The 18,375-nt window shown below is 73.6% G+C and carries 19 protein-coding genes; 8 read left to right on the top strand and 11 right to left on the bottom strand.

Annotation, left to right across the window (positions count from 1 at the left end):
• The first annotated feature begins 86 nt into the window (after positions 1–86).
• On the top strand, positions 87–308 hold the full coding sequence (locus NL142_RS12530) for a hypothetical protein (protein ID WP_220015696.1): 222 nt from the start codon (positions 87–89) through the stop codon (positions 306–308).
• A gap of 12 nt (positions 309–320) precedes the next feature.
• Here NL142_RS12530 and NL142_RS12525 read toward each other — a convergent pair whose 3' ends face one another.
• Entirely contained in the window at positions 321–764 is a 444-nt protein-coding gene (locus NL142_RS12525; RefSeq protein WP_435079958.1) for a DoxX family protein, read from the bottom strand.
• A 581-nt stretch (positions 765–1,345) separates the two neighbouring features.
• On the opposite strand from NL142_RS12525, the gene NL142_RS12520 reads away from it, so the two are divergent.
• Both NL142_RS12520 and rsmI read left to right on the top strand, forming a co-directional pair.
• Complete coding sequence (locus NL142_RS12520; RefSeq protein ID WP_194684916.1) at positions 1,346–1,666, top strand: hypothetical protein; 321 nt, start codon at positions 1,346–1,348, stop codon at positions 1,664–1,666.
• Positions 1,663–2,478, top strand: coding sequence for a 16S rRNA (cytidine(1402)-2'-O)-methyltransferase (rsmI, locus tag NL142_RS12515; RefSeq protein ID WP_158207218.1), 816 nt, complete (start codon positions 1,663–1,665; stop codon positions 2,476–2,478). The genes NL142_RS12520 and rsmI overlap by 4 nt, the downstream gene beginning before the upstream one ends.
• A 19-nt stretch (positions 2,479–2,497) precedes the next feature.
• Here rsmI and NL142_RS12510 read toward each other — a convergent pair whose 3' ends face one another.
• Positions 2,498–3,058, bottom strand: a complete 561-nt coding sequence (locus NL142_RS12510) for a CGNR zinc finger domain-containing protein (RefSeq protein ID WP_194684915.1) — start codon at positions 3,056–3,058, stop codon at positions 2,498–2,500.
• Positions 3,059–3,131: 73 nt separating this feature from the next.
• On the opposite strand from NL142_RS12510, the gene NL142_RS12505 reads away from it, so the two are divergent.
• The gene (locus tag NL142_RS12505) at positions 3,132–4,094 is read left to right on the top strand and encodes an EamA family transporter (protein WP_435079955.1); all 963 of its coding nucleotides are present in this window, start codon (positions 3,132–3,134) and stop codon (positions 4,092–4,094) included.
• Between the two features lie 18 nt (positions 4,095–4,112).
• Here the strand turns inward: NL142_RS12505 and NL142_RS12500 are convergent, their stop codons facing one another.
• The 3 genes from NL142_RS12500 to NL142_RS12490 all read right to left on the bottom strand — a co-directional run bounded on the left by NL142_RS12500 (position 4,113) and on the right by NL142_RS12490 (position 7,461).
• On the bottom strand, positions 4,113–5,216 hold the full coding sequence (locus NL142_RS12500) for an FUSC family protein (RefSeq protein WP_435079953.1): 1,104 nt from the start codon (positions 5,214–5,216) through the stop codon (positions 4,113–4,115).
• 71 nt (positions 5,217–5,287) lie between these two features.
• The gene (locus NL142_RS12495; protein WP_435079951.1) at positions 5,288–5,935 is read right to left on the bottom strand and encodes a sortase family protein; all 648 of its coding nucleotides are present in this window, start codon (positions 5,933–5,935) and stop codon (positions 5,288–5,290) included.
• Positions 5,932–7,461, bottom strand: a complete 1,530-nt coding sequence (locus NL142_RS12490; RefSeq protein ID WP_435079949.1) for a tyrosine-protein phosphatase — start codon at positions 7,459–7,461, stop codon at positions 5,932–5,934. Before NL142_RS12490 ends, NL142_RS12495 begins: the two co-directional genes overlap by 4 nt.
• 269 nt (positions 7,462–7,730) lie before the next feature.
• Here NL142_RS12490 and NL142_RS12485 point away from each other — a divergent pair, with 269 nt between their 5' ends.
• Together NL142_RS12485 and NL142_RS12480 are read left to right on the top strand one after the other, a co-directional pair.
• Complete coding sequence (locus tag NL142_RS12485; RefSeq protein ID WP_435079947.1) at positions 7,731–8,630, top strand: arginase family protein; 900 nt, start codon at positions 7,731–7,733, stop codon at positions 8,628–8,630.
• A 114-nt stretch (positions 8,631–8,744) separates the two neighbouring features.
• Positions 8,745–9,173: a hypothetical protein gene (locus NL142_RS12480; RefSeq protein ID WP_435079945.1), complete on the top strand. Its 429-nt coding sequence runs from the start codon at positions 8,745–8,747 to the stop codon at positions 9,171–9,173.
• Between the two features lie 48 nt (positions 9,174–9,221).
• Here the strand turns inward: NL142_RS12480 and NL142_RS12475 are convergent, their stop codons facing one another.
• On the bottom strand, positions 9,222–9,590 hold the full coding sequence (locus NL142_RS12475; protein ID WP_435079943.1) for a substrate-binding domain-containing protein: 369 nt from the start codon (positions 9,588–9,590) through the stop codon (positions 9,222–9,224).
• A 4-nt stretch (positions 9,591–9,594) separates the two neighbouring features.
• On the opposite strand from NL142_RS12475, the gene NL142_RS12470 reads away from it, so the two are divergent.
• On the top strand, positions 9,595–9,900 hold the full coding sequence (locus NL142_RS12470; RefSeq protein ID WP_435079941.1) for a GNAT family N-acetyltransferase: 306 nt from the start codon (positions 9,595–9,597) through the stop codon (positions 9,898–9,900).
• 75 nt (positions 9,901–9,975) lie between these two features.
• On the opposite strand, the gene NL142_RS12465 is transcribed toward NL142_RS12470, so the two are convergent.
• From NL142_RS12465 to rhaI, 4 genes are all read right to left on the bottom strand, one after another.
• On the bottom strand, positions 9,976–11,214 hold the full coding sequence (locus NL142_RS12465; RefSeq protein ID WP_435079939.1) for an alpha-hydroxy acid oxidase: 1,239 nt from the start codon (positions 11,212–11,214) through the stop codon (positions 9,976–9,978).
• Between the two features lie 46 nt (positions 11,215–11,260).
• Entirely contained in the window at positions 11,261–12,694 is a 1,434-nt protein-coding gene (locus NL142_RS12460; RefSeq protein ID WP_435079937.1) for a rhamnulokinase, read from the bottom strand.
• On the bottom strand, positions 12,691–14,727 hold the full coding sequence (locus NL142_RS12455; RefSeq protein ID WP_435079935.1) for a bifunctional aldolase/short-chain dehydrogenase: 2,037 nt from the start codon (positions 14,725–14,727) through the stop codon (positions 12,691–12,693). Before NL142_RS12455 ends, NL142_RS12460 begins: the two co-directional genes overlap by 4 nt.
• Before the next feature lie 62 nt (positions 14,728–14,789).
• The gene (gene rhaI / locus NL142_RS12450; RefSeq protein ID WP_435079933.1) at positions 14,790–15,959 is read right to left on the bottom strand and encodes an L-rhamnose isomerase; all 1,170 of its coding nucleotides are present in this window, start codon (positions 15,957–15,959) and stop codon (positions 14,790–14,792) included.
• A 215-nt stretch (positions 15,960–16,174) separates the two neighbouring features.
• Here rhaI and NL142_RS12445 point away from each other — a divergent pair, with 215 nt between their 5' ends.
• Positions 16,175–17,161 (top strand): LacI family DNA-binding transcriptional regulator, encoded by a 987-nt coding sequence (locus tag NL142_RS12445; protein ID WP_435079931.1) that lies wholly within the window; start codon positions 16,175–16,177, stop codon positions 17,159–17,161.
• A 51-nt stretch (positions 17,162–17,212) separates the two neighbouring features.
• Here NL142_RS12445 and NL142_RS12440 read toward each other — a convergent pair whose 3' ends face one another.
• The gene (locus tag NL142_RS12440; RefSeq protein ID WP_194684902.1) at positions 17,213–18,250 is read right to left on the bottom strand and encodes a LacI family DNA-binding transcriptional regulator; all 1,038 of its coding nucleotides are present in this window, start codon (positions 18,248–18,250) and stop codon (positions 17,213–17,215) included.
• Between the last annotated feature and the right edge of the window lie 125 nt (positions 18,251–18,375).

The raw sequence follows: 18,375 nt of genomic DNA, 5'->3' as shown, positions 1-18,375 counted from the left end.
GCCGTGCGGGGCGGCGGGGCGGCCGGGCGCGCCGCGGTGACGTCGGACGGCGTCCGTCGTCGGGAGCCGGCGGCTAGCCTGGCCGGATGAGCGATGACGCGGGCGAGCGCCCTCCGGGACGCCCGAAGCGCTTCGACTTCCCGCGGCGCCTGGCGGCCTGGGCCGCGGTGCTGGGCGGCGCGGTCGCGACGTACCGCGGTGCGACCGGGGACCTGGGCTCGATCTTCCTCATCACCGGGCCCGCCCTCATGGTGCTCGGCGTCATCGGGATCTTCGTGTACCGGTGGATGGCGCGGCGGGGGCTGTAGCCGCCCGTCGGATCAGGCGGCGCGGGTGCGTCGGCCGAGGAGCCCGTCGACGCTGAAGCGGCCCGCGCCGAGCAGCACGAGGACGACCAGGCCGGCGATCAGGGCGAGCACGAGCTCGTAGCCGCCGCCGTCGACGAAGACGCCCTTGTCGGCGTGCACGATGACGAGGGCCCCGAGCAGGTTGAGGACGTTCAGCGCCGCGACCACGGGCGTCAGGAGGCCGAGGATCAGCGCCGCCCCGCCGACGGTCTCGACCGTCGCGGCGAAGACTGCCGCCGCGGCCGGGACCGGGATGCCCATCGTCGTGAAGGAGGCGGCGGTGCCGTCGAGCGTGTAGTCGAGGAACTTCTGCAGGCCGTGCGCCATCAGGATGAAGCCGATCGCCACACGGGCGATGAGCAGGGCGGCGTCCTGGAGGACGGGCGACGTGCGGGCGGGGTGGAGCAGCGTGCGCATGCGGGGTTCTCCTCTGTTCGGTGGTGGTGATGGAAGTGCGGGGATCGCGTCGTGCGGCCGAGGGGCCGGAGCGTGTGGTCGGCGCGCGGATCCCGGCGGTGCGCGATCGGGCGATCTTCGGTGGGGAGCGTCGAGGGCTCGACGATGTCGAGGGGCTCATGTCCACGGACGCCGTCCGCGAGCGAGGCGCCGAGGCCTCCCGCTGATTCGCGATCGGACGCCGGGCTACCGGCCGCGCTGCTCGAGACCGCGCCGGGATGCGCCTGATGAGCCGGCCGGACCGCCTGCGATCGGCGGTCCCGACATCCCCTCGGTTACTCCGCGCTATTTCGTTGAACGTTCAATGACCGTAGGGCGCGGTGCGCGGAGGAGTCAAATCGCTGCACGGTGGGGCGGGTGATTCCGCGGGGTCGTGCTGGCCTCGGCAGCACGGGCCTCGCCACCCACCGGTGCCGTGCCAGCATGGATCCGTGCCCCTCTTCGATCCCCGTCGCATCTCCGCGCTCGCACCCGCCGGCGCGGACCCCGGGGTGGCTGCCCGCGTGAGCTCGGGCGCCGACGCACCCGCGGTGCGCTGAATCGTGTTCCTGCGAAGCCGGTCGCGGGGCCGCGAGACCTGGGGCTACGTGATCCTCGGCCTCTTCCTCTGCCTGACGTCGGTGCTGGGCCTCACGGGCGTCCTCGGCGAGCTCACCACCTCGCGCGGATCCACTCTCGTGCTGTTCGGGGTGCCGCTCGGGCTCCTGTCGATCGGCGTCGGCGTGGCGAATGCGCTCCGCGGCTGGGGCGACCCGGGCGCCGAGGAGGTCGAGGACCCCGCGCACGTCGGCGACCGGGCCGGCCTCCCGCGCGAAGGTGAGGTCGAGGACGAGAGCCGCCCGGATGGGATGATCGACCGGTGATCATCCTCGGCGCGACCCCCATCGGCAACCTGGGCGACGCGTCGCGGCGGCTCGTGGAGGCGCTGACATCCGCCACGGTCATCGCCGCCGAGGACACCCGCACCACCATCCGCCTGCTCGGCGCGCTCGGCGTCGAGAACCGGCCGCGCCTCATCGCGCTGCACGACCACAACGAGCAGGAGCGCTCGGCCGACCTCGTCGAGCTGGCGCGCGAGACCGACGTCCTCGTGCTGTCGGACGCCGGCATGCCCGCGATCTCCGACCCCGGCTTCCACCTGGTGGAGGCGGCAGCCGCGGCGGGCGTCCGCGTCACGGTGATCCCCGGCCCGAGCGCCGTGCTCAGCGCGCTCGCCGTGTCTGGCCTCCCCACCGACCGCTTCACGTTCGAGGGCTTCCTGCCGCGGAAGGGCGGCGACCGGCGCCGCGTGCTCCGCGAGCTCGTGCGCGAGCGCCGCACCATGGTCTTCTTCGAGTCGCCGAACCGGCTGCAGGCGTCGCTCGAGGACGTCGTCGCCGAATGGGGACCCGACCGCCGGCTCGTCGTGTGCCGCGAGCTCACGAAGCTGTACGAGGAGGTGCGCCGCGGATCCGCCGCCGAGCTCGCCGCCTGGGCCGCCGAGGGCGTGCGTGGCGAGATCGTGGTGGTGGCCGAGGGTGCCGCGGCGCTCGAGGTCGACCTCGCGACGGGTGTGACGCAGGTGCTCGAGCTGGTCGCCGACGGCGCTCGACTCAAGGACGCGGCCGGCACCATCGCCGAGGCGACCGGCCTCGGCAAGCGCGACCTGTACCAGGCGGCACTGCAGGCGAGGTGACGCGGGCGCGGGCCCGCGCCTACCCGACGGGATCCGCCGCGCGGCGCTCCCGGAACGCGACCATGTTCATCCGGTTGCCGCAGCGCACGCTGCAGAACCGCTTCGAGCCGTTGCGGGACAGGTCGACGAGCACGCCGTCGCAGTCGTCGGCGGCGCACGCGCGGAGGCGGTCGGTGGCGTCGGAGCGCACGACGTCGACGAGGGCCATGGCGGCCTCCACGAGGATCCGGTCGGCGAGCGGCGCGTCCTCCGGTGTCGCGTGCAGGTGCCAGTCGAGGGCGTCGTGCCGGACGAGCCGGGGTGCCGCGTGGTGGCGGGCGAGCAGCTCGTTGACGGGATCCACCATCGCGTCGCGGTCGAGGCCCCAGAGCTCTCGGAGGCGCGCGCGGGCGCGGTGCACCTCGCGCAGCTCGCGGTCGTCGCGGTCGAAGCGGCCGGAGAAGCCGCTGCGGGTCATCAGGTCGGCGAGCTGCTCCGGGGTCGCGAGCAGGTCGTCGCCGGAGCGGGTGGCGCGCGGGGCCGTGTTGAGGATCACGGCGTCGAACGTCAGCACGTCCTCCGTGTCAGGGGTGAAAAGCAAGTTGACTCCTTATCCATGACGAGTCTAACGTCAGGACCGTAGGCCGCATGGCCCCTGACGAGACGAGCGCACCATGGATCGACGCCACCTGACCACCGGACTCGTCCTCGCGATCGTCGCCGCCTGCTCATTCGGGTTGTCGGGCGCGTTCGTGAAGCCGCTGCTCGAGGCCGGGTGGAGCCCGGTCGCGGCGGTCGCGCTGCGGGCGCTCGTCGGCGGGCTGATCCTCGCCCCCGTCGCGCTCGTGCAGCTCGGCGGCGACCTCCGGCCCGTGCTGCGGGCGTGGCGGCGCGTGCTCGGCATGGCCCTCGTGGGCGTCGCGGGCGCGCAGGTCATGTACTTCGCGGCCATCGAGCGGATCCCCGTCGGCACGGCGATCCTCATCGAGTTCATGGCGCCGCTGCTGCTCGTGGCGGTGGCGTGGGCGATGACGAGGCGACGGCCCGCGGTGCCGGTGCTCCTCGGATCCGTCGCGGCGGCGGGCGGGCTCGCGCTCGTGGTGTCGCCGTCGGGCGGTGGGGCGCTGGATCCCGTCGGCCTCCTCTTCGCGGTCGGAGCGATGGTCGGCTGCGCCGGCTACTTCGCCATCGCGGCCCGCGGCGCCGACGGCCTGCCGCCGGTGGCGCTCGCGGCCGCGGGGCTGCTCGTCGCGGCGGTGCTGCTGGCGCTCGTAGGCGTGACCGGGATCCTGCCGTTCACGGGATCCGTCGCCGACGTCGTGATGCTGGGGAGCGTCGTGCCGTGGTGGGTGCCGATGCTCGTGGTCGGCGTGGTCGCGACGGCGCTCGCGTACGGCGCGGGCATCACGGCGGGCGCGATGCTCGGATCCCGCCTCGCGTCCTTCACGGGCCTGCTCGAGGTCGCGGCGGCCGGCGCCTGGGCCTGGCTGCTGCTCGGCGAGGCGCTCACGGCGCTGCAGCTCGTGGGCGGGGCGCTCATCGTGGCGGGCATCGTCGCGGTGCGATTCGACGCGCGGGCAGATGCGCTGCCGGTCGGCGGCGAGGCGGGCGCGGCGGCTGCTGCGGCGTCGGCCTAGTCCGCGCGCGGATCCGCGCTACGGGGCCGGCGACTCCGCCGCGTCGACCGGCTCGAGGTGCCGCAGCACGCGCTTCAGGTGAATCGCCGTGAGGACGCCCGGCCCCATCGCCCGTCCGAGCTCCTGCGACTGTCGGTCGACCGCCTCCACGAGCAGCCGCACCTGTCGGGCGGCCTCGCCCATCGCGCGGTGGCGCTCGGGGGAGTCCGGGTCGTCGAGGTCGAGGACGCCCGCGACCGCGTGGCAGGCGTCGCGGATGGGCGCGCCGATGCCGTGGTCGAGGCCGAGGGATCCGCGCTGCTCCCAGATGGTGTCCGCCAGCGACGCCGACACGTCCCGGACGTGGAACACGATCTGGTCCATCGCCTCCAGCCGGGCGTGGTCGATGCGCACGTCGCGCTTGTTCACGAGCGCGCGCGGATTGCCCTTGCGGCTCTCGTCGGCCTCGCGGAGGTCGGCACGCACGGCCCGGGCGGTGCCGGCGAGGTCCTCGCTGGCGCGGATCCAGTCGGCGTGCGCGGGCGGGGACTCGGACTCGACCGCGTCGCCGACCTCCCGCAGCCGCTGGGCGACCTCGCGCTGGAACGCGCTGATCCGCGCCCCCGCGGCCCCGCTCGACAGCTGCGGCGCGATGAGCACGTTGATGAGGAGGCCCGTCACCACGCCGACCGCCATCTGCACGAGGTAGCCGAGCGAGTACGTGTCGGCGTCCTGCCCGCCGATGATCAGCACGAACAGCGCCGCCATCGGCACGTACTCGCGGCCCGCGCCGAACCAGCCGGAGCCGGAGAGGATCACGCCGATGCCGACGATCACGGGGATCGACCACCACGAGGGGCCGGTGGTGAGGATCACGGCGGTCGCGAGGACGATGCCCGCCGCGAGGCCGAGGAGCGTCTGGAGGCCGGTTCGCGCGGATCCCATGAGCGTCGGGTACATGCTCACGAGCGCGCCGAGCGGTGCGTAGTAGGGGTACTCGTTCGCGACGCCGGGCACGTAGGGCGCGACGGCCCAGGCGATGCCGACCGCGAGCGCGGTCTTGGCGGCGAGCAGCAGCCGGTGGGGGGAGACGGCGGCGTGCCAGGCGCGCGTGACCTCGTGCCGTGCGCTGTCCATCCCCATGTCCCGAGGCTATCGACGCCGGGAGCGCCCGGCCGCATCGGGCGGCGGGCGTCGGGCGCTCCCGTGCGGGATCAGGCGCGCGTGGCCTCGATCACCATGTCGTCGCGCGACGGGCTGCCGTCCGGGCGCTGGAGGCACGTGATCACGACGAGGCGGCCGGGGGTGTCCGCCCAGACCTCGGCGTCGTCGGGGAGCTCGCCCTTGGGCACCGCGCGGCTGGATCCCACGGCGTAGTCGACGCCCGCCACCTCGATCACCGCGCCGGGAGCGACGCTCGCGCTGCCCGCCCGGTCGTCGATGAGCAGGTCGCCGGGGCCGGTGCCGCCGCCGCGCACCGAGTGCATCACGACGAAGACCGTGCCCCTCGCCGCGTCCTCGGGCGCGACGCCGAGGTCGCGCACGCGGTACGCGGAGGAGAAGCCCGGGGGATCCACGACGCCGCCGACCACGTCGACCGCGCCGAGCGGCACGTCGAGCCCGACCGAGGGGGCGCGGAACCGGCCGAGGCCGGAGTCGACGGACGTGGCCGCGTCGGCGCTCGCCGCGGGAGCAGGCACGTCGGCCTGCACCGGGGCGCCCGCGAGGTCGCGCGGGAGGTCGGAGGCGCCCGGCCACCCGCCGACCGCGGCCAGCGCGCCCGCGACGACCGCCGCCGACGCGACGACGACCCCGGCGGCGGTGAGGAGCCGCCGCCGGGTCGCCTGGCCAGCCGTCGTCACGGCCTGCGCATCGCGGCGCGACGGCGCGCGACCGTGCGGCCCGCGATCGCGGCGAGGCCCGCGAGACCGAGGGCGGCGAGCGCGAGGCCCGGCCACGGGTCGGCGGCGACGGACGTGCCGCCGGTCGCGACCGCGGGGCCCGCATGGCGCGCGCCGGTCGCGGTCGCCGTGATGGCGGAGACGGCCGCCGCGCTCACGGTGATGGTGGCGGGATCCGAGACCGCCCGGCCCTGCGCGTCCACGAGGGTCAGCGTGTGCGTGCCGGTGTCGGTGCCCGCGGGGATCGTGACGGTGCCCGACGCGGTGCCGTCGGAGGCCGCGGTGACGGATCCGACGTCGGTCGGCGTCGAGTGCAGGACCACGCGGTACGTCGCGCCCGGGGTGAGGCCGGCGGCGCGGAACGCGACGGTGCCGCCCGCGGTGGGCGTGGATCCGCCCGGCAGCCCGATCGCCGCGAGCCCGGCCGTGATCCGGTACGTGCGCGTCGTGCGCCCGTCCGCCGCGGTGACCGTGACGGTGACCGTGCGGCCGTCGACCGCGACGGACGAGGTGGCGGCGCCGTCCGCGGTGGTGACCCGGACGTCGCCGGCCGTGAGGGCGGGGAGGCCGACGGGCACGACGGCCCCGGCGGATCCGGCCGCGTCTCCGAGCGGCACGGTCACGCCGCCCACGGTGATGGAGCCCGCTGCCGCGTCGTCCGAGACGAGGAGCTGCGCGCGGAGTGCGCTGATCTCCTGGTCGTCGACGCCGAGCGTGGTGCGGATGTAGGAGTCCATCCCCGCGTAGCGCGACGCGATGCCGGCCTCGAACGTGCCCTGGAGGAGCGCGGGCTTGGCCCAGTCGACGCCGAGCTGCGTGTTCGAGAGCAGGTAGTCGTGGAGGATGTCCGCGCTGCCGACGCCGAGGATCCGGTCGAGCAGGTCGATGACGGTGCCCGTGCGGTCCATGCCGTGCGAGCAGTGGATGAGGATCGTGCCGTTGCCGGTGTGCGACGCGATGGCCCGCAGGATGCTGCGGTACGCGCTGATCATCACGCCCGGGTCCGCCGCGTCGACGTGGCCCTTGTCGATGAGGTCGCGGTACATGACCGTGTCGTCCGGGTAGTCGCCGTCGGCGCCGAACATCGAGATGGCGACGGTCTTCGCGCCCGGGATCGGCACGTCGGGCTTCGCCTGGATCTGGCCGGGCGTGCGCAGGTCGATCACGAGGTCGACGTGGTGCGCGGTCGCGAGCGTCGCGGCGCCGGCGGCGGTGATCTTGTCGAGCGACTCCGTGCGGATCAGGCGGCTCGCGGCGACCGTGCGTCCGTCGAGACCGGTGAACGCGCCGAGCTCGCGTCCGTTGACGAGGCCGGGCACGTCGGTGATGAGGTGGTCGCTCGCGGTGGGCGCGGGCTGGAGCGCCGGATCGGCGGCGGCGTGCGCGGCGGGCGCGCCGATGCCGACGGAGAGCACCACGGCGGCGGCTGCCGCGGTGAGGGCGCCGATGCGCGCGGGGGCGGCACGGCGGGCAGGGGGGATCGTCACGTTCGTCCTTCTCGAGGGGGGATGCGCGCGGGGCCGCGCAGGCCGGCCCGCGCAGGCGCGCGGGAGATCGGCATCAGGATCATGGGGCGCGGTGCGGCGCCGTGCATGAACGGGATGTTCTGCTTCGGTGAACTCCTGCACGCGGCGGCACGCGACGGTGTCGCTGACGAGGAGCGCGAGTCCCCTGGTGCTGACGGCGTCCGGGAGGGATCCCCTCTCGGACGGGTCGAGGAGCGTCCCCTGGCGAGGCGGCTGCCAGACTCAGCCGGGTGATCGTCCTGCTCTCCGCTCCCACGAACCTCGGCCTGGAGCCGCCGCGACCGGGATCCGTGCCGGGTGCCGCGAAGGCGCCCGAGGCCCTGCGCGAGTCCGGCCTCTTCCGACGTCTCGCCGAGCTCGGCGCGCGCGATGGGGGAGTCGTCCTGCCCGGCCGGTACGTCGACGACGACGCGGACCGGCCGGCCCATCGGGTGCGCAACGAGTCCGCCATGGTCGAGCACGCCCGGCGCCTCGCCGACCGCATCGAGGGTGCGCTGCGCGATGGCTGCGCACCGCTGGTGGTGGGCGGCGACTGCAGCGTCCTCCTGGGTGCCGGCGTCGCCATGGCGCGCCGCGGGGGAGCGGGACTCAGGCACGTCGACGGGCACACCGACTTCCGCCACCCCGGGAACAGCGATCGTTGCGCGAGCGTGGCGGGGGAGGACCTCGCCGTCGCGGTGGGCCGGCATCGGCCGGCCATCGCGGACGTCGACGGGCACGGTCCCTACTTCGACGCGGCGCACGCGGCCCATGTCGGCTGTCGCGACGACGACGCCGAGATCGCCGAGGTGCGGTCCCTCCTGGGCGGCGTCCTACCCGCGAGCGAGTGGCGGGTCAGGGGCACGGAGGCCGTCGCGGACGTGGTCATGCGCGTCGCGGACGTGTCCGGGTACTGGTTGCAGGTCGACGTCGATGTGCTCGACCCGGAGATCATGCCCGCGGTGGACAGCCCGGATCCCGGCGGCTGCACCGCAGGCGAGCTCGTCGCGCTCCTGCGTCTGCTCGCCCCGCGCGCGGTCGGGGCGTCGGTGACGGTCTTCGACCCGGACCTCGACCCCGATGGGCGGTACGCGCGCCTCGTGAGCGACGTGGTGGTCGAGGGCCTCGCCCGACTCGGCTCGGCGCTCTGATGCCAGCTGTCCGGGGAGGGCCGCCGACCGGACGACGCCAGCGACCGGGTCGTACCCGTGGGCGGATCCACCCGGCATGACCGCGAAGCTGCCGCGGGAGGTAGCGTCACCAGCATGCCCATGTCCCTGAGCGCCGCGACGCGCATCGCGGCCTTGGCGACCACGATGGCGATCGTCCTCGCGACGGCGGGCTGCGCCCCCGCGACGTACATGGAGAGCACGCGGACGGATGCGTCCCCTGGCCCATCGGGCTTCGAGGAGTCGCTGGTCGCGTCGGTGGACGTGAAGATCGCCTGGCCGGATGACACCCGCAAGCGGCTCGTCACGACGGCGAGCAGCTCGGGGTGCCCGCTCACCCCGCAGCGGTTCGAGGGTCGTGATTCCACGACGCTCCTGATCACGGAGATGAACGGCGGTGGAGGCGCGTGCCCGGCCGACCTCCACCACTACACGTTCGAGGTGGATCGACCCGCGAGCTGGATCCCCGGCGCGGAGCTGGAGGGCTCGGGTTCCGACTCCCGGATCACGGTGTCGGTGAGGTGACCCCGGTGCCGTCGATCCGGCTGGAGCCGCGGCAGGGGCCGCCGGACGTCACCTCCCTCGTGCCGTCGTCGTTGCGCGTCTCCGGATCGAGACGCCGAAGGTCGGGTCGCTGATGGGCGCGGGATCCTCGCGGAGCGTCCTGAGGAGGGTCCGGGCCGCGTGACGCCCCTGCTCGTCGAGGTCGTGCGCGACCGAGCTCAGGGACGGGGTGACGAACGCCGCGGCGGGGATGTCGTCGGCACCCAGGACGGCGATGTCCTCGGGGACGCGGACTCCTGCTCGAGCGAGCGCATCGAGGGCTCCGATGTCCATGGCGTCGTTCGCGGCGAACACGGCGGTCGCGGTCCGGAGCTCCGTCCGCTCGATCGAGGCCGCACCGGACCGCTCGGTCCAGTCGCCGGCCGGAATGCGTCGCACCTCCATGCCCCGGGCCGCGCACCCGTCGCCGAACGCCTCCTCCGCGTACCTCGGCCTGTTCGCGGTCGACCCGTCACGACAGGGCGCGGGCGTCGGGCGCCAGACCATGACGGCGGCCGAGTCCCACGTGCGGAGACGATGGGGCATCGACCCCATCGACATCCAAGTCATGGAGCACCACGTCGCGCTGAGGGAGTGGTACCAGCGGCTCGGCTACCGCGCCACGGGCGGACGCACGCCGTTCACCGACGATCCCGGTGCGGTCCTCGCGGTGCTGGTCGGGATGCGCACGGCGTCCACGCCGGCCTGACCCGGGCCGGGGGATGGCGTCGGCGGCCCTGCCGGAGCCGATCCCGTCGTGGCCGTGACGGGTGGAGCCCCCGCGTCACGGACGCGCGCGCGGCTGGAGCCTCTCGAGCTGGGTGACGTGCTGCGGGGCCAGCTCCTCGAGCGAGTGCGCGCCGAGGAGCTTCATGGTGCGCACGATCTGGTCGCTGAGGATCGCGATGGTGCGGTCGACGCCCTGGCGCCCGCCGGCCATCAGGCCGTAGAGGTAGGCACGGCCGATGAGGGTGAACCGCGCACCGAGCGCGATGGAGGAGACGATGTCGGCGCCGTTCATGATGCCGGTGTCGACCATGACCTCCGTGTCGGCGCCGACCTCGCGCACCACCTCGGGCAGGAGGTGGAAGGGGATCGGCGCCCGGTCGAGCTGGCGGCCGCCGTGGTTGGAGAGCACGATGCCGTCGACGCCGGCCTCGACGAACCTCCTCGCGTCCTCCAGGCTCTGCACGCCCTTCACCACGAGCTTCCCCGGCCACATCCCGCGGATGATGCGGAGGTCGTCGAAGCTGATCGTGGGATCCATGGCGAGGTCGAGGAGATCGCCCACGGTGCCGCCCGTCGAGCTGAGGGATGCGAACTCGAGCTTCTTCGTGGTGAGGAAGTCGTACCACCACCAGGGGCGGGGCAGCGCGTCGAGGACGGTGCCGACCGTGAGCTGCGGCGGGATCGAGAACCCGTTCCGCTTGTCGCGGAGCCGGGCGCCGGCGACTGGGGTGTCGACCGTGAAGAAGAGCGTCTCGAAGCCCGCGGCGGCGGCCCGTTCGACGAGACCGTAGGAGATGTCGCGGTCGCGCATCACGTACAGCTGGAACCAGTTCCGGCCGTCGGGGTTCACCGCCTTCACGTCCTCGATGGAGGTGGTGCCGAGCGTCGACAGCGTGAAGGGGATGCCGGCGGCCGCCGCCGCCCCCGCTCCCGCGGTCTCGCCCTCGGTCTGCATCAGCCGGGTGAAGCCGGTCGGCGCGATGCCGAACGGCAGGGTGGACGGAGCCCCCAGCACCGTCGCCGTGGTGTCGACCGCCGCGACGTCCCGCAGCACCTGCGGGTGGAACTCGACGTCCTCGAACGCCTGGCGGGCGCGCGCGATGGAGATCTCGCCCTCCGCGGATCCGTCGGTGTAGTCGAACGCGGCCTTCGGCGTGCGGCGCTTGGCGATGGTGCGCAGGTCCTCGATGGTGAGCGCGGCGTCGAGCCGGCGCTTGCGCCCGTCGAGCTCGGGCTTCTTGAAGCTCATGTACTCGAGGAGCTCGACGGGCTTGGGGAACTGACGTTGCACCATGTGCGCGCCGCCCTTTCTGGTGGTGGGAGGGGAGGTGGTGGATGGGCTAGGAGGTGGGGCGTCGCGGCCGGTATCGGACCGGCGGATGCGTGCTGCGGACGAGCGAGCGGAGCGACTCGAGCGAGCCGGCGACGAGACCCTGGGATCGCGCCTGGATGAGGACGTTCCCGATCGCGGTCGCCTCGACGGGCCCGGCGAGGACGGTCCTCCCGGTGCGGTCCGCGGTCAGCTGGCACAAGAGCTCGTTCTGCGATCCTCCTCCGACGACGTGCACCACGTCGATCCGACGGCCGGACAGCGCGGACGCCTGCTCGAGCGTGGTCGCGTACGCGTCGGCGAGGGACTCCATGATCGCGCGGACGAACTCCGCCTCCGTGCGCGGCGGCGCGACGTCGTGCTCCACGCACCACTCGACGATCCGCCCCGGGATGTCCCCGGGCGCGACGAACCGCGCGTCGGCCGCGTCGAACGTCGGCCTGCGGCCACGGACGTCGGCGGCCTCGGCGAGCAGGGCGCCCAGGTCGATGCTCTCGCCCGATCGCCGTTCCCACGTGCGGATGGACTCCGACAGCAGCCAGAGGCCGGACACGTTCTTCAGGAACCGGATCCGCCCGTCGACGCCGCCCTCGTTCGTGAAGTTCGCGGCGCGACTGGCCGGGGAGATCACGGGTTCCTCGAGCTCGAGGCCGACCAGCGACCAGGTGCCGCTCGAGATGTAGGCGATGTGGTCCCCTGTCGACGGCACCGCGACGACCGCGGATGCGGTGTCGTGGGAGCCGACCGCGACGACGCCGAGATCCCGCGGGGCGTCGAGCTCGGCGGCCACGGCGGGGAGCAGCGCGCCGAGGCGCGTGCCCGGCTCGATCAGCGGGGCGAGGATCCCGCGCGGCAGGTCGAGCCGGGCGATCAGCTCCTCGTCCCAGGTGCGGGTGAGCGGGTCGAGGAGGCCCGTGGTCGAGGCGTTGGTGACCTCCGTCGCCTGGACCCCGGTCAGCCAGTAGCCGATCAGGTCGGGCACGAGGAGCGCGCGATCCGCGAGCGCCACGACGTCCCGCTCGGCCGCGAGCTGGTACAGCGTTGTGAACGGCAGGTGCTGCAGGCCGTTCCGCCGGTGCAGCTCCTCGGCGTCGATGCGCGCGTCCACGTCGGCGACGCCCCGCGCGGTGCGCTCGTCGCGGTAGTGGTACGGCGCGCCGAGCAGGCGGCCGCCGCGCAGAAGCGCGTAGTCGACGGCCCACGAGTCGACCCCGATCGAGGCGAGGTCGGGCTCCTCGCGGAGGGCGCCGGCCAGGCCGAGCGACAGCGAGCGGTGGAGCCCCAGGATGTCCCAGTGCAGGCCGGAGGAGCCGCCCTCGTGCGTGCGGACGGGCTGGTTCGGGAAGCGCGCCACGTGCCGCAGCCGCAGCTCGTCCTGGCCGACGTGCCCCACGACGACTCGCCCGCTGGTGGCGCCGAGGTCCACCGCCGCGACCGCCCTCATCGGAGGAACGCGGCCGCGACCCCGGCGTCGACGGGGACGTGGAGCCCGGTCGTGTGCGAGAAGTCGGACGTGCAGAGCGCGAAGACCGCGTTCGCCACGTTCTCCGGGACGACCTCGCGCTGGAGGATCGTTCGCTTCGCGTAGAACGCGCCGAGGTCCTCCTCCTCGATCCCGTACGTCTTCGCGCGGTTGGCGCCCCAGCCGGAGGCGAAGATGCCGGATCCGCGGACGACGCCGTCGGGGTTGATCCCGTTCACCTTGATGCCGTGCTCCCCGAGCTCGGCCGCCAGGAGCCGCACCTGGTGCGCCTGGTCGGCCTTGGTGGCGGAGTAGGCGATGTTGTTGGGTCCCGCGAAGACCGAGTTCTTCGAGGAGATGTAGACGATGTCGCCGCCGAGCCCCTGGTCGACGAGCACGCGGGCCGCGGCCTGGGACACGAGGAAGGAGCCCTTGGCCATCACGTCGTGCTGCAGGTCCCAGTCCGCCTCGGTCGTGTCGAACAGCGACTTCGACAGCGACAGCCCGGCGTTGTTGACGACGAGGTCGAGTCCGCCGAACGCGAGGACGGCGGCGTCGACGGCGGCCTTCACGGCTGCAGCGTCGGCCACGTCGGCGGCGACGCCGACGGCGACGTCGGTCGAGCCGAGCTCCGCGGCCGCGGCCTGCGCCTTCGCGAGGTCGAGGTCGGCGACGACGACGCAGGCGCCCTCGGCGGCCAGGCGCGTGGCGATGGCCTTGCCGATCCCGGACGCCGCGCCCGTGACGAGGGCGATGCGGGACGCGAGCGGCTGGGGCTTCGGCATCCGCTGGAGCTTGGCCTCCTCGAGCGCCCAGTACTCGATCCGGAACTTCTCGGACTCGTCGATGGGCGCGTAGGTCGAGATCGCCTCGGCACCGCGCATGACGCCGATCGCGTTGACGTAGAACTCGCCCGCCACCCGAGCGGTCTGCTTGTTCGGGCCGTACGAGAACATGCCGACGCCCGGGACGAGGACGATCAGCGGGTCCGCGCCGCGGATCGCGGGGCTCTCGGCCGTCCGGTGCGCGTCGTAGTAGGCCTGGTAGTCGGCTCGGTACGCCTCGTGCAGGACGGGGAGGCGCTCGAGGATCTCCTCGACGCTCGCCGTCGCGGGCAGGTCGACGACGAGCGGCTTCACCTTGGTCCGGAGGAAGTGGTCGGGGCAGGAGGTGCCGAGGGCGGCGAGGCGCGGGTGCTCCGCGCGGGCGAGGAAGTCGAGGACCGCGTCCGAGTCGGTGAAGTGGCCGACCTGCGCTCGGTCGCGCGACGCGATGGCGCGGAGATGCGGTGCCAGGGCGGCGGACTTGGCCCGTCGCTCGGCCTCGGGGAGCGCGCCGAACCCGTCGAGCTCCGGCCCGAAGGGGTCAGGCCGGCCGTGCTCGGCGATGTAGGCGGTCGCCGTCTCGATGATGCGCAGCGAGTTGGCCTCCGCCTCCTCGCTGGTGTCGCCCCATGCGGTGATCCCGTGCCCGCCGAGGATCACCCCGATGAGCGCCGGATCCCGGTCCTTGATGGCGGCGATGTCGAGGCCGAGCTGGAAGCCGGGACGACGCCACGGCACCCACGCGACGGTCCCTCCGAAGGCCTCGGCGGTCAGCCGCTCGCCGTCGGCCGCCGTCGCGAAGGCGATGCCGGAGTCGGGGTGGAGGTGGTCGACGTGGGCCGCGTCGACGAGGCCGTGCATGGCCGTGTCGATCGACGGCGCGGCACCGCCCTTGCCGTGCAGCGCGTAGTCGAACGCCGCCACCATCTCGTCCTCCCGCTCGACTCCCGGGTAGACGCCCGCCAGCGCGCGCATCCGATCGAGCCGCAGGACCGCGAGGCCCGACTCCGTCAGCGTGCCGAGGTCCCCGCCCGAGCCCTTCACCCAGAGCAGATCGACGGGTTCTCCCGTGACGGGATCCGTGTCCGTGCCCTTCGCGGAGGTGTTCCCTCCCGCGTAGTTCGTGTTCCGCGGGTCGGCGCCGAGGCGGTTCGAGCGGGCGATCAGCTCAGCTGCTGTGTCGTTCGTCATGGGGTTCAGGGGTTCCTGTCCGGAGGGGGATCGAGAGGTCGAGGGTGGAGGGGGGTGGCGCGTCAGGCGCCCCAGCTGGACTGCATGCCGCCGACGCGCTCATCGGCCAGCTGCTGCGCGCGACCCGAGGCGGCGTAGGCCTGCATCGGGTCGCCGGGAAGGCCGCGGCCCTCCCGCCACGCGGCCAGCGCGGGACGGACGTCGGAGTAGAACGCGTCCATGAGGATCCCGTTCGCGCCCAGCACGTCGCCGGCGAGCTGCGCCTGCTCGAGCGCCGCGCGGTCGACGAGCAGCGCGCGCGCCGTCATCTCCTGCACGTTGAGCACGGAGCGGATCTGGCCGGGGATCTTGTCCTCGACGTTGTGGCACTGGTCGAGCATGAACGCGACGGGGGAGTCGGGCCCGTAGCCGCCGCCGCGGACGACCTCGTAGAGGATCCGGAACAGCTGGAACGGGTCCGCCGCGCCGACGATGAGGTCGTCGTCGGCGTAGAAGCGCGAGTTGAAGTCGAACGAGCCGAGCTTCCCGAGGCGGAGGAGCTGGGCGACGATGAACTCGATGTTGGTGCCGGGCGCGTGGTGGCCGGTGTCCAGGCACACGAGCGCGCGGTCGCCGAGGGCCGCCACGTGCGCGTAGCTGGTGCCCCAGTCCGGGACGTCCATGTGGTAGAACGCCGGCTCGAAGAACTTGTACTCGAGCACCATCCGCTGCTCGGCCCCGAGCCGCGCGTAGATCTCCGCGAGGGAGTCGGCGAGGCGGTCCTGACGGCCGCGGATGTCCTGCTGGCCCGGGTAGTTGGATCCGTCGGCCAGCCAGATCTTGAGGTCGCGGGATCCGGTCGCGTCCATGATGTCGACGCAGGCGAGGTGGTGGTCGATCGCCTTCCGTCGGATGGCCGGGTCGGAGTGCGTGAGCGAGCCGAACTTGTAGTCGTCGTCCTGGAAAGTGTTGGAGTTGATCGTGCCGAGGGACACCCCCTTCGACGCGGCGAAGTCGCCCAGCGCGGAGTAGTCGTCCACCCGGTCCCAGGGGATGTGCAGCGCGACCGTCGGGGCGAGCCCCGTGAGCTCGTGCACCGTCGCGGCGTCGGAGATCTTCTCCTCGATGGTGCGCGGCGTACCCGGCGTCGCGAAGACCTTGAAGCGCGTGCCGGCGTTGCCGAACGCCCAGGAGGGCAGCTCGATGGCCTGCTGCTCGAGCTGGTGGAGGAGGTCGGGGCCGAGGTCGGTCACGGGGTGTCCTTGTCTACGACGGTGGAGGGGAGGACGCGATGAATCGTTTCATTCGCTCGATCGAGACAGTAGCGCGCGGGCGGATCCGCTGTCAACGGGATCGGGCCCGCCCGCGGTCGGCGCCTCCTGGCGGGTGCCGGCGATGGCCTAGCCTCGGAGTCCGAGGGGGCCGCATCGCCGCCCTCCATCCCGAGTCCGACGGGGGAGGAGCCGACGTGTCCGTGAGCATCCGCGACGTCGCCGCGCGGGCCGGGGTCTCCGTGGGGACGGTGTCCAACGTCCTCAACCGGCCGGAGAAGGTGACCCCCGACGCCGTGCGGAAGGTGCAGGCCGCCATCGCCGAGCTCGGCTTCATCCGCAACGACGCCGCACGCCAGCTCCGCGCGGGCCGCAGCCGGAGCATCGGCCTCGTCGTCCTCGACTCCGGGAACCCCTTCTTCGCCGAGCTCGCCCGCGGCGCGCAGGCGCGGGCCGCGGAGGCAGGACTCGCCGTGCTGCTCGGGAGCACCGACGGCGACGCCGGGCGGGAGGACGCCTACATCGACCTGTTCGAGGAGCAGCGGGTGACGGGCGTCCTCATCTCCCCGCAGGGCGAGGGCTCGGGCCGCATCGCCCGCCTCCGCGCGCACGGGATCCCCTGCGTCCTGGTCGATCGCGAGGCCGACGATCCGGGGCACTCGTCGGTCGCCGTCGACGACGTGGCCGGCGGTCGCCTCGCGGTGGAGCACCTCCTGCAGCTCGGCCGCCGTCGCATCGCGGTGATCGGGGGGCCTGCCTCCACCCGGCAGGTGTCCGACCGCGTGTCCGGGGCGCGCGCGGCGGTCGCCGCCGTGCCAGGGGCGACCCTCGAGGAGGTCCCCAGCGAGGCCCTCTCGGTCCTGGCGGGCCGTGAGGCGGGGCGCGCGATCGCCGACCGCGACGCGACGGCGCGCCCCGACGCGATCTTCGCCGCCAACGACCTCGTCGCCGTCGGAGTCCTGCAGGCGCTGGTGCTGCTGGGCGACGTCCGCGTTCCTGAGGACATCGCCCTCATCGGCTACGACGACATCGCCTTCGCGAGCGCGACGGTCGTGCCCCTGTCGAGCATCCGCCAGCCGAGCGCGCTGATCGGCGCCACCGCGGTCGAGCTGCTGCTCGGCGGCTCGTCGCGGCAGGTGCTCTTCCAGCCCGAGCTCGTCGTCCGGGCGTCCACCGGGGGCTAGGGCGGGGCGACGGCGCTCGTCGCCCCGCGCGCCCGAGGGGCGGCGGGTCCGTCAGGCGGAGGCGCTGCTGGCACGGACGATGAGACGCGGCGAGAGCGTCACCGTCTCATGCACGTGCTCCGCCGGCGCGGTGATCTCCTCGGCGAGCAGCCGCATCGCCCGGTGGCCCATCTCGACGCCCGGCTGCCCCACGGTCGAGAGCGGGAGCAGGGTGCTGTCGGCGAAGTGGTTGTCGTCGTAGCCGACGATGGCCACGTCGTCGGGGACGCGGACACCCTCGACGACCAGGGACTGCACGATCCCGGCGGCCAGGGCGTCCGACGCGGAGACGATCCCGTCGGGGCGCGCCGAGGGCGGCCGCGCCGCGATCTCGCGGCCGACGGCGATCCCCGGCGGCACGGTGAGCTTGGTCGTGGTGATGAGCTCCAGGGTGACGCCGGGGGCGGCGCGAGCCGCCCGCGACGCCCCCTCGAACCGGTCCCGGACGGCGGTCAGGCTGAAGGGGCCGCCGACGAAGGCGAGCCGCGTCCGGCCGTGGTCGATGAGGTGCTGCGCCGAGAGCTCGCCGCCCAGCACCTCGTCGACGACGACGCCGCAGCTCTCGCCGTCGACGCCCGGCCAGTTGACGAAGACGATCTTGGTCCCGCGGCGCCGCAGCGTGCGGACCTCGTCGAGGGGTCCGTCGAACGGCGCCAGGACGATGCCCGCGGCCCGCGCCTGCTCGAACAGCTCCAGGTGGGCCGTCTGCTTGCCGAGGTCCACGTCGGAGTTCGCGAGCAGCACCCGCCGCCCCAGCGTGTCGGCCTCCCGCTCGATGCCGCGGGAGATGTCGAGGAAGTAGGAGTTGCCGAGGTCGACCGCGATGAAGCCGATCGCCGTCCCACGCCCTGCCGCGAGGCTGCGCGCGGTGCTGTTCGGGACGAAGCCGAGGGTCGAGATCGCGTCGAGGACCCTCTCCCGGGTGCTGGCGCGGACGGCCGTCGGCGTGTTCAGCACGTTGGAGACCGTCCCGATCGAGACTCCGGCGAGCTTCGCCACATCCGACATGAGCGGCGCACGGCGCGGGGGAGTCGTCGAGGGAACCGTCATGGTGAGCCCGAGCGTACCGCGCCGTGATCGGATCGCGACTTGACACGGCGGTGGCGCCGTGACTTACTTTGAAGCGCTTCAACTTCTGAAGCATCCAGCCATTCAAGGAGGAATGTTGCTCAAGT

This window comes from Clavibacter quasicaliforniensis, from assembly GCF_051201715.1.
In the GTDB taxonomy this organism is placed as follows: Bacteria; Actinomycetota; Actinomycetes; order Actinomycetales; family Microbacteriaceae; genus Clavibacter; species Clavibacter seminis.
The sequence above is the reverse complement of the archived record's forward strand: the minus strand, read 5'-3'. Positions and strand labels throughout refer to the sequence as shown.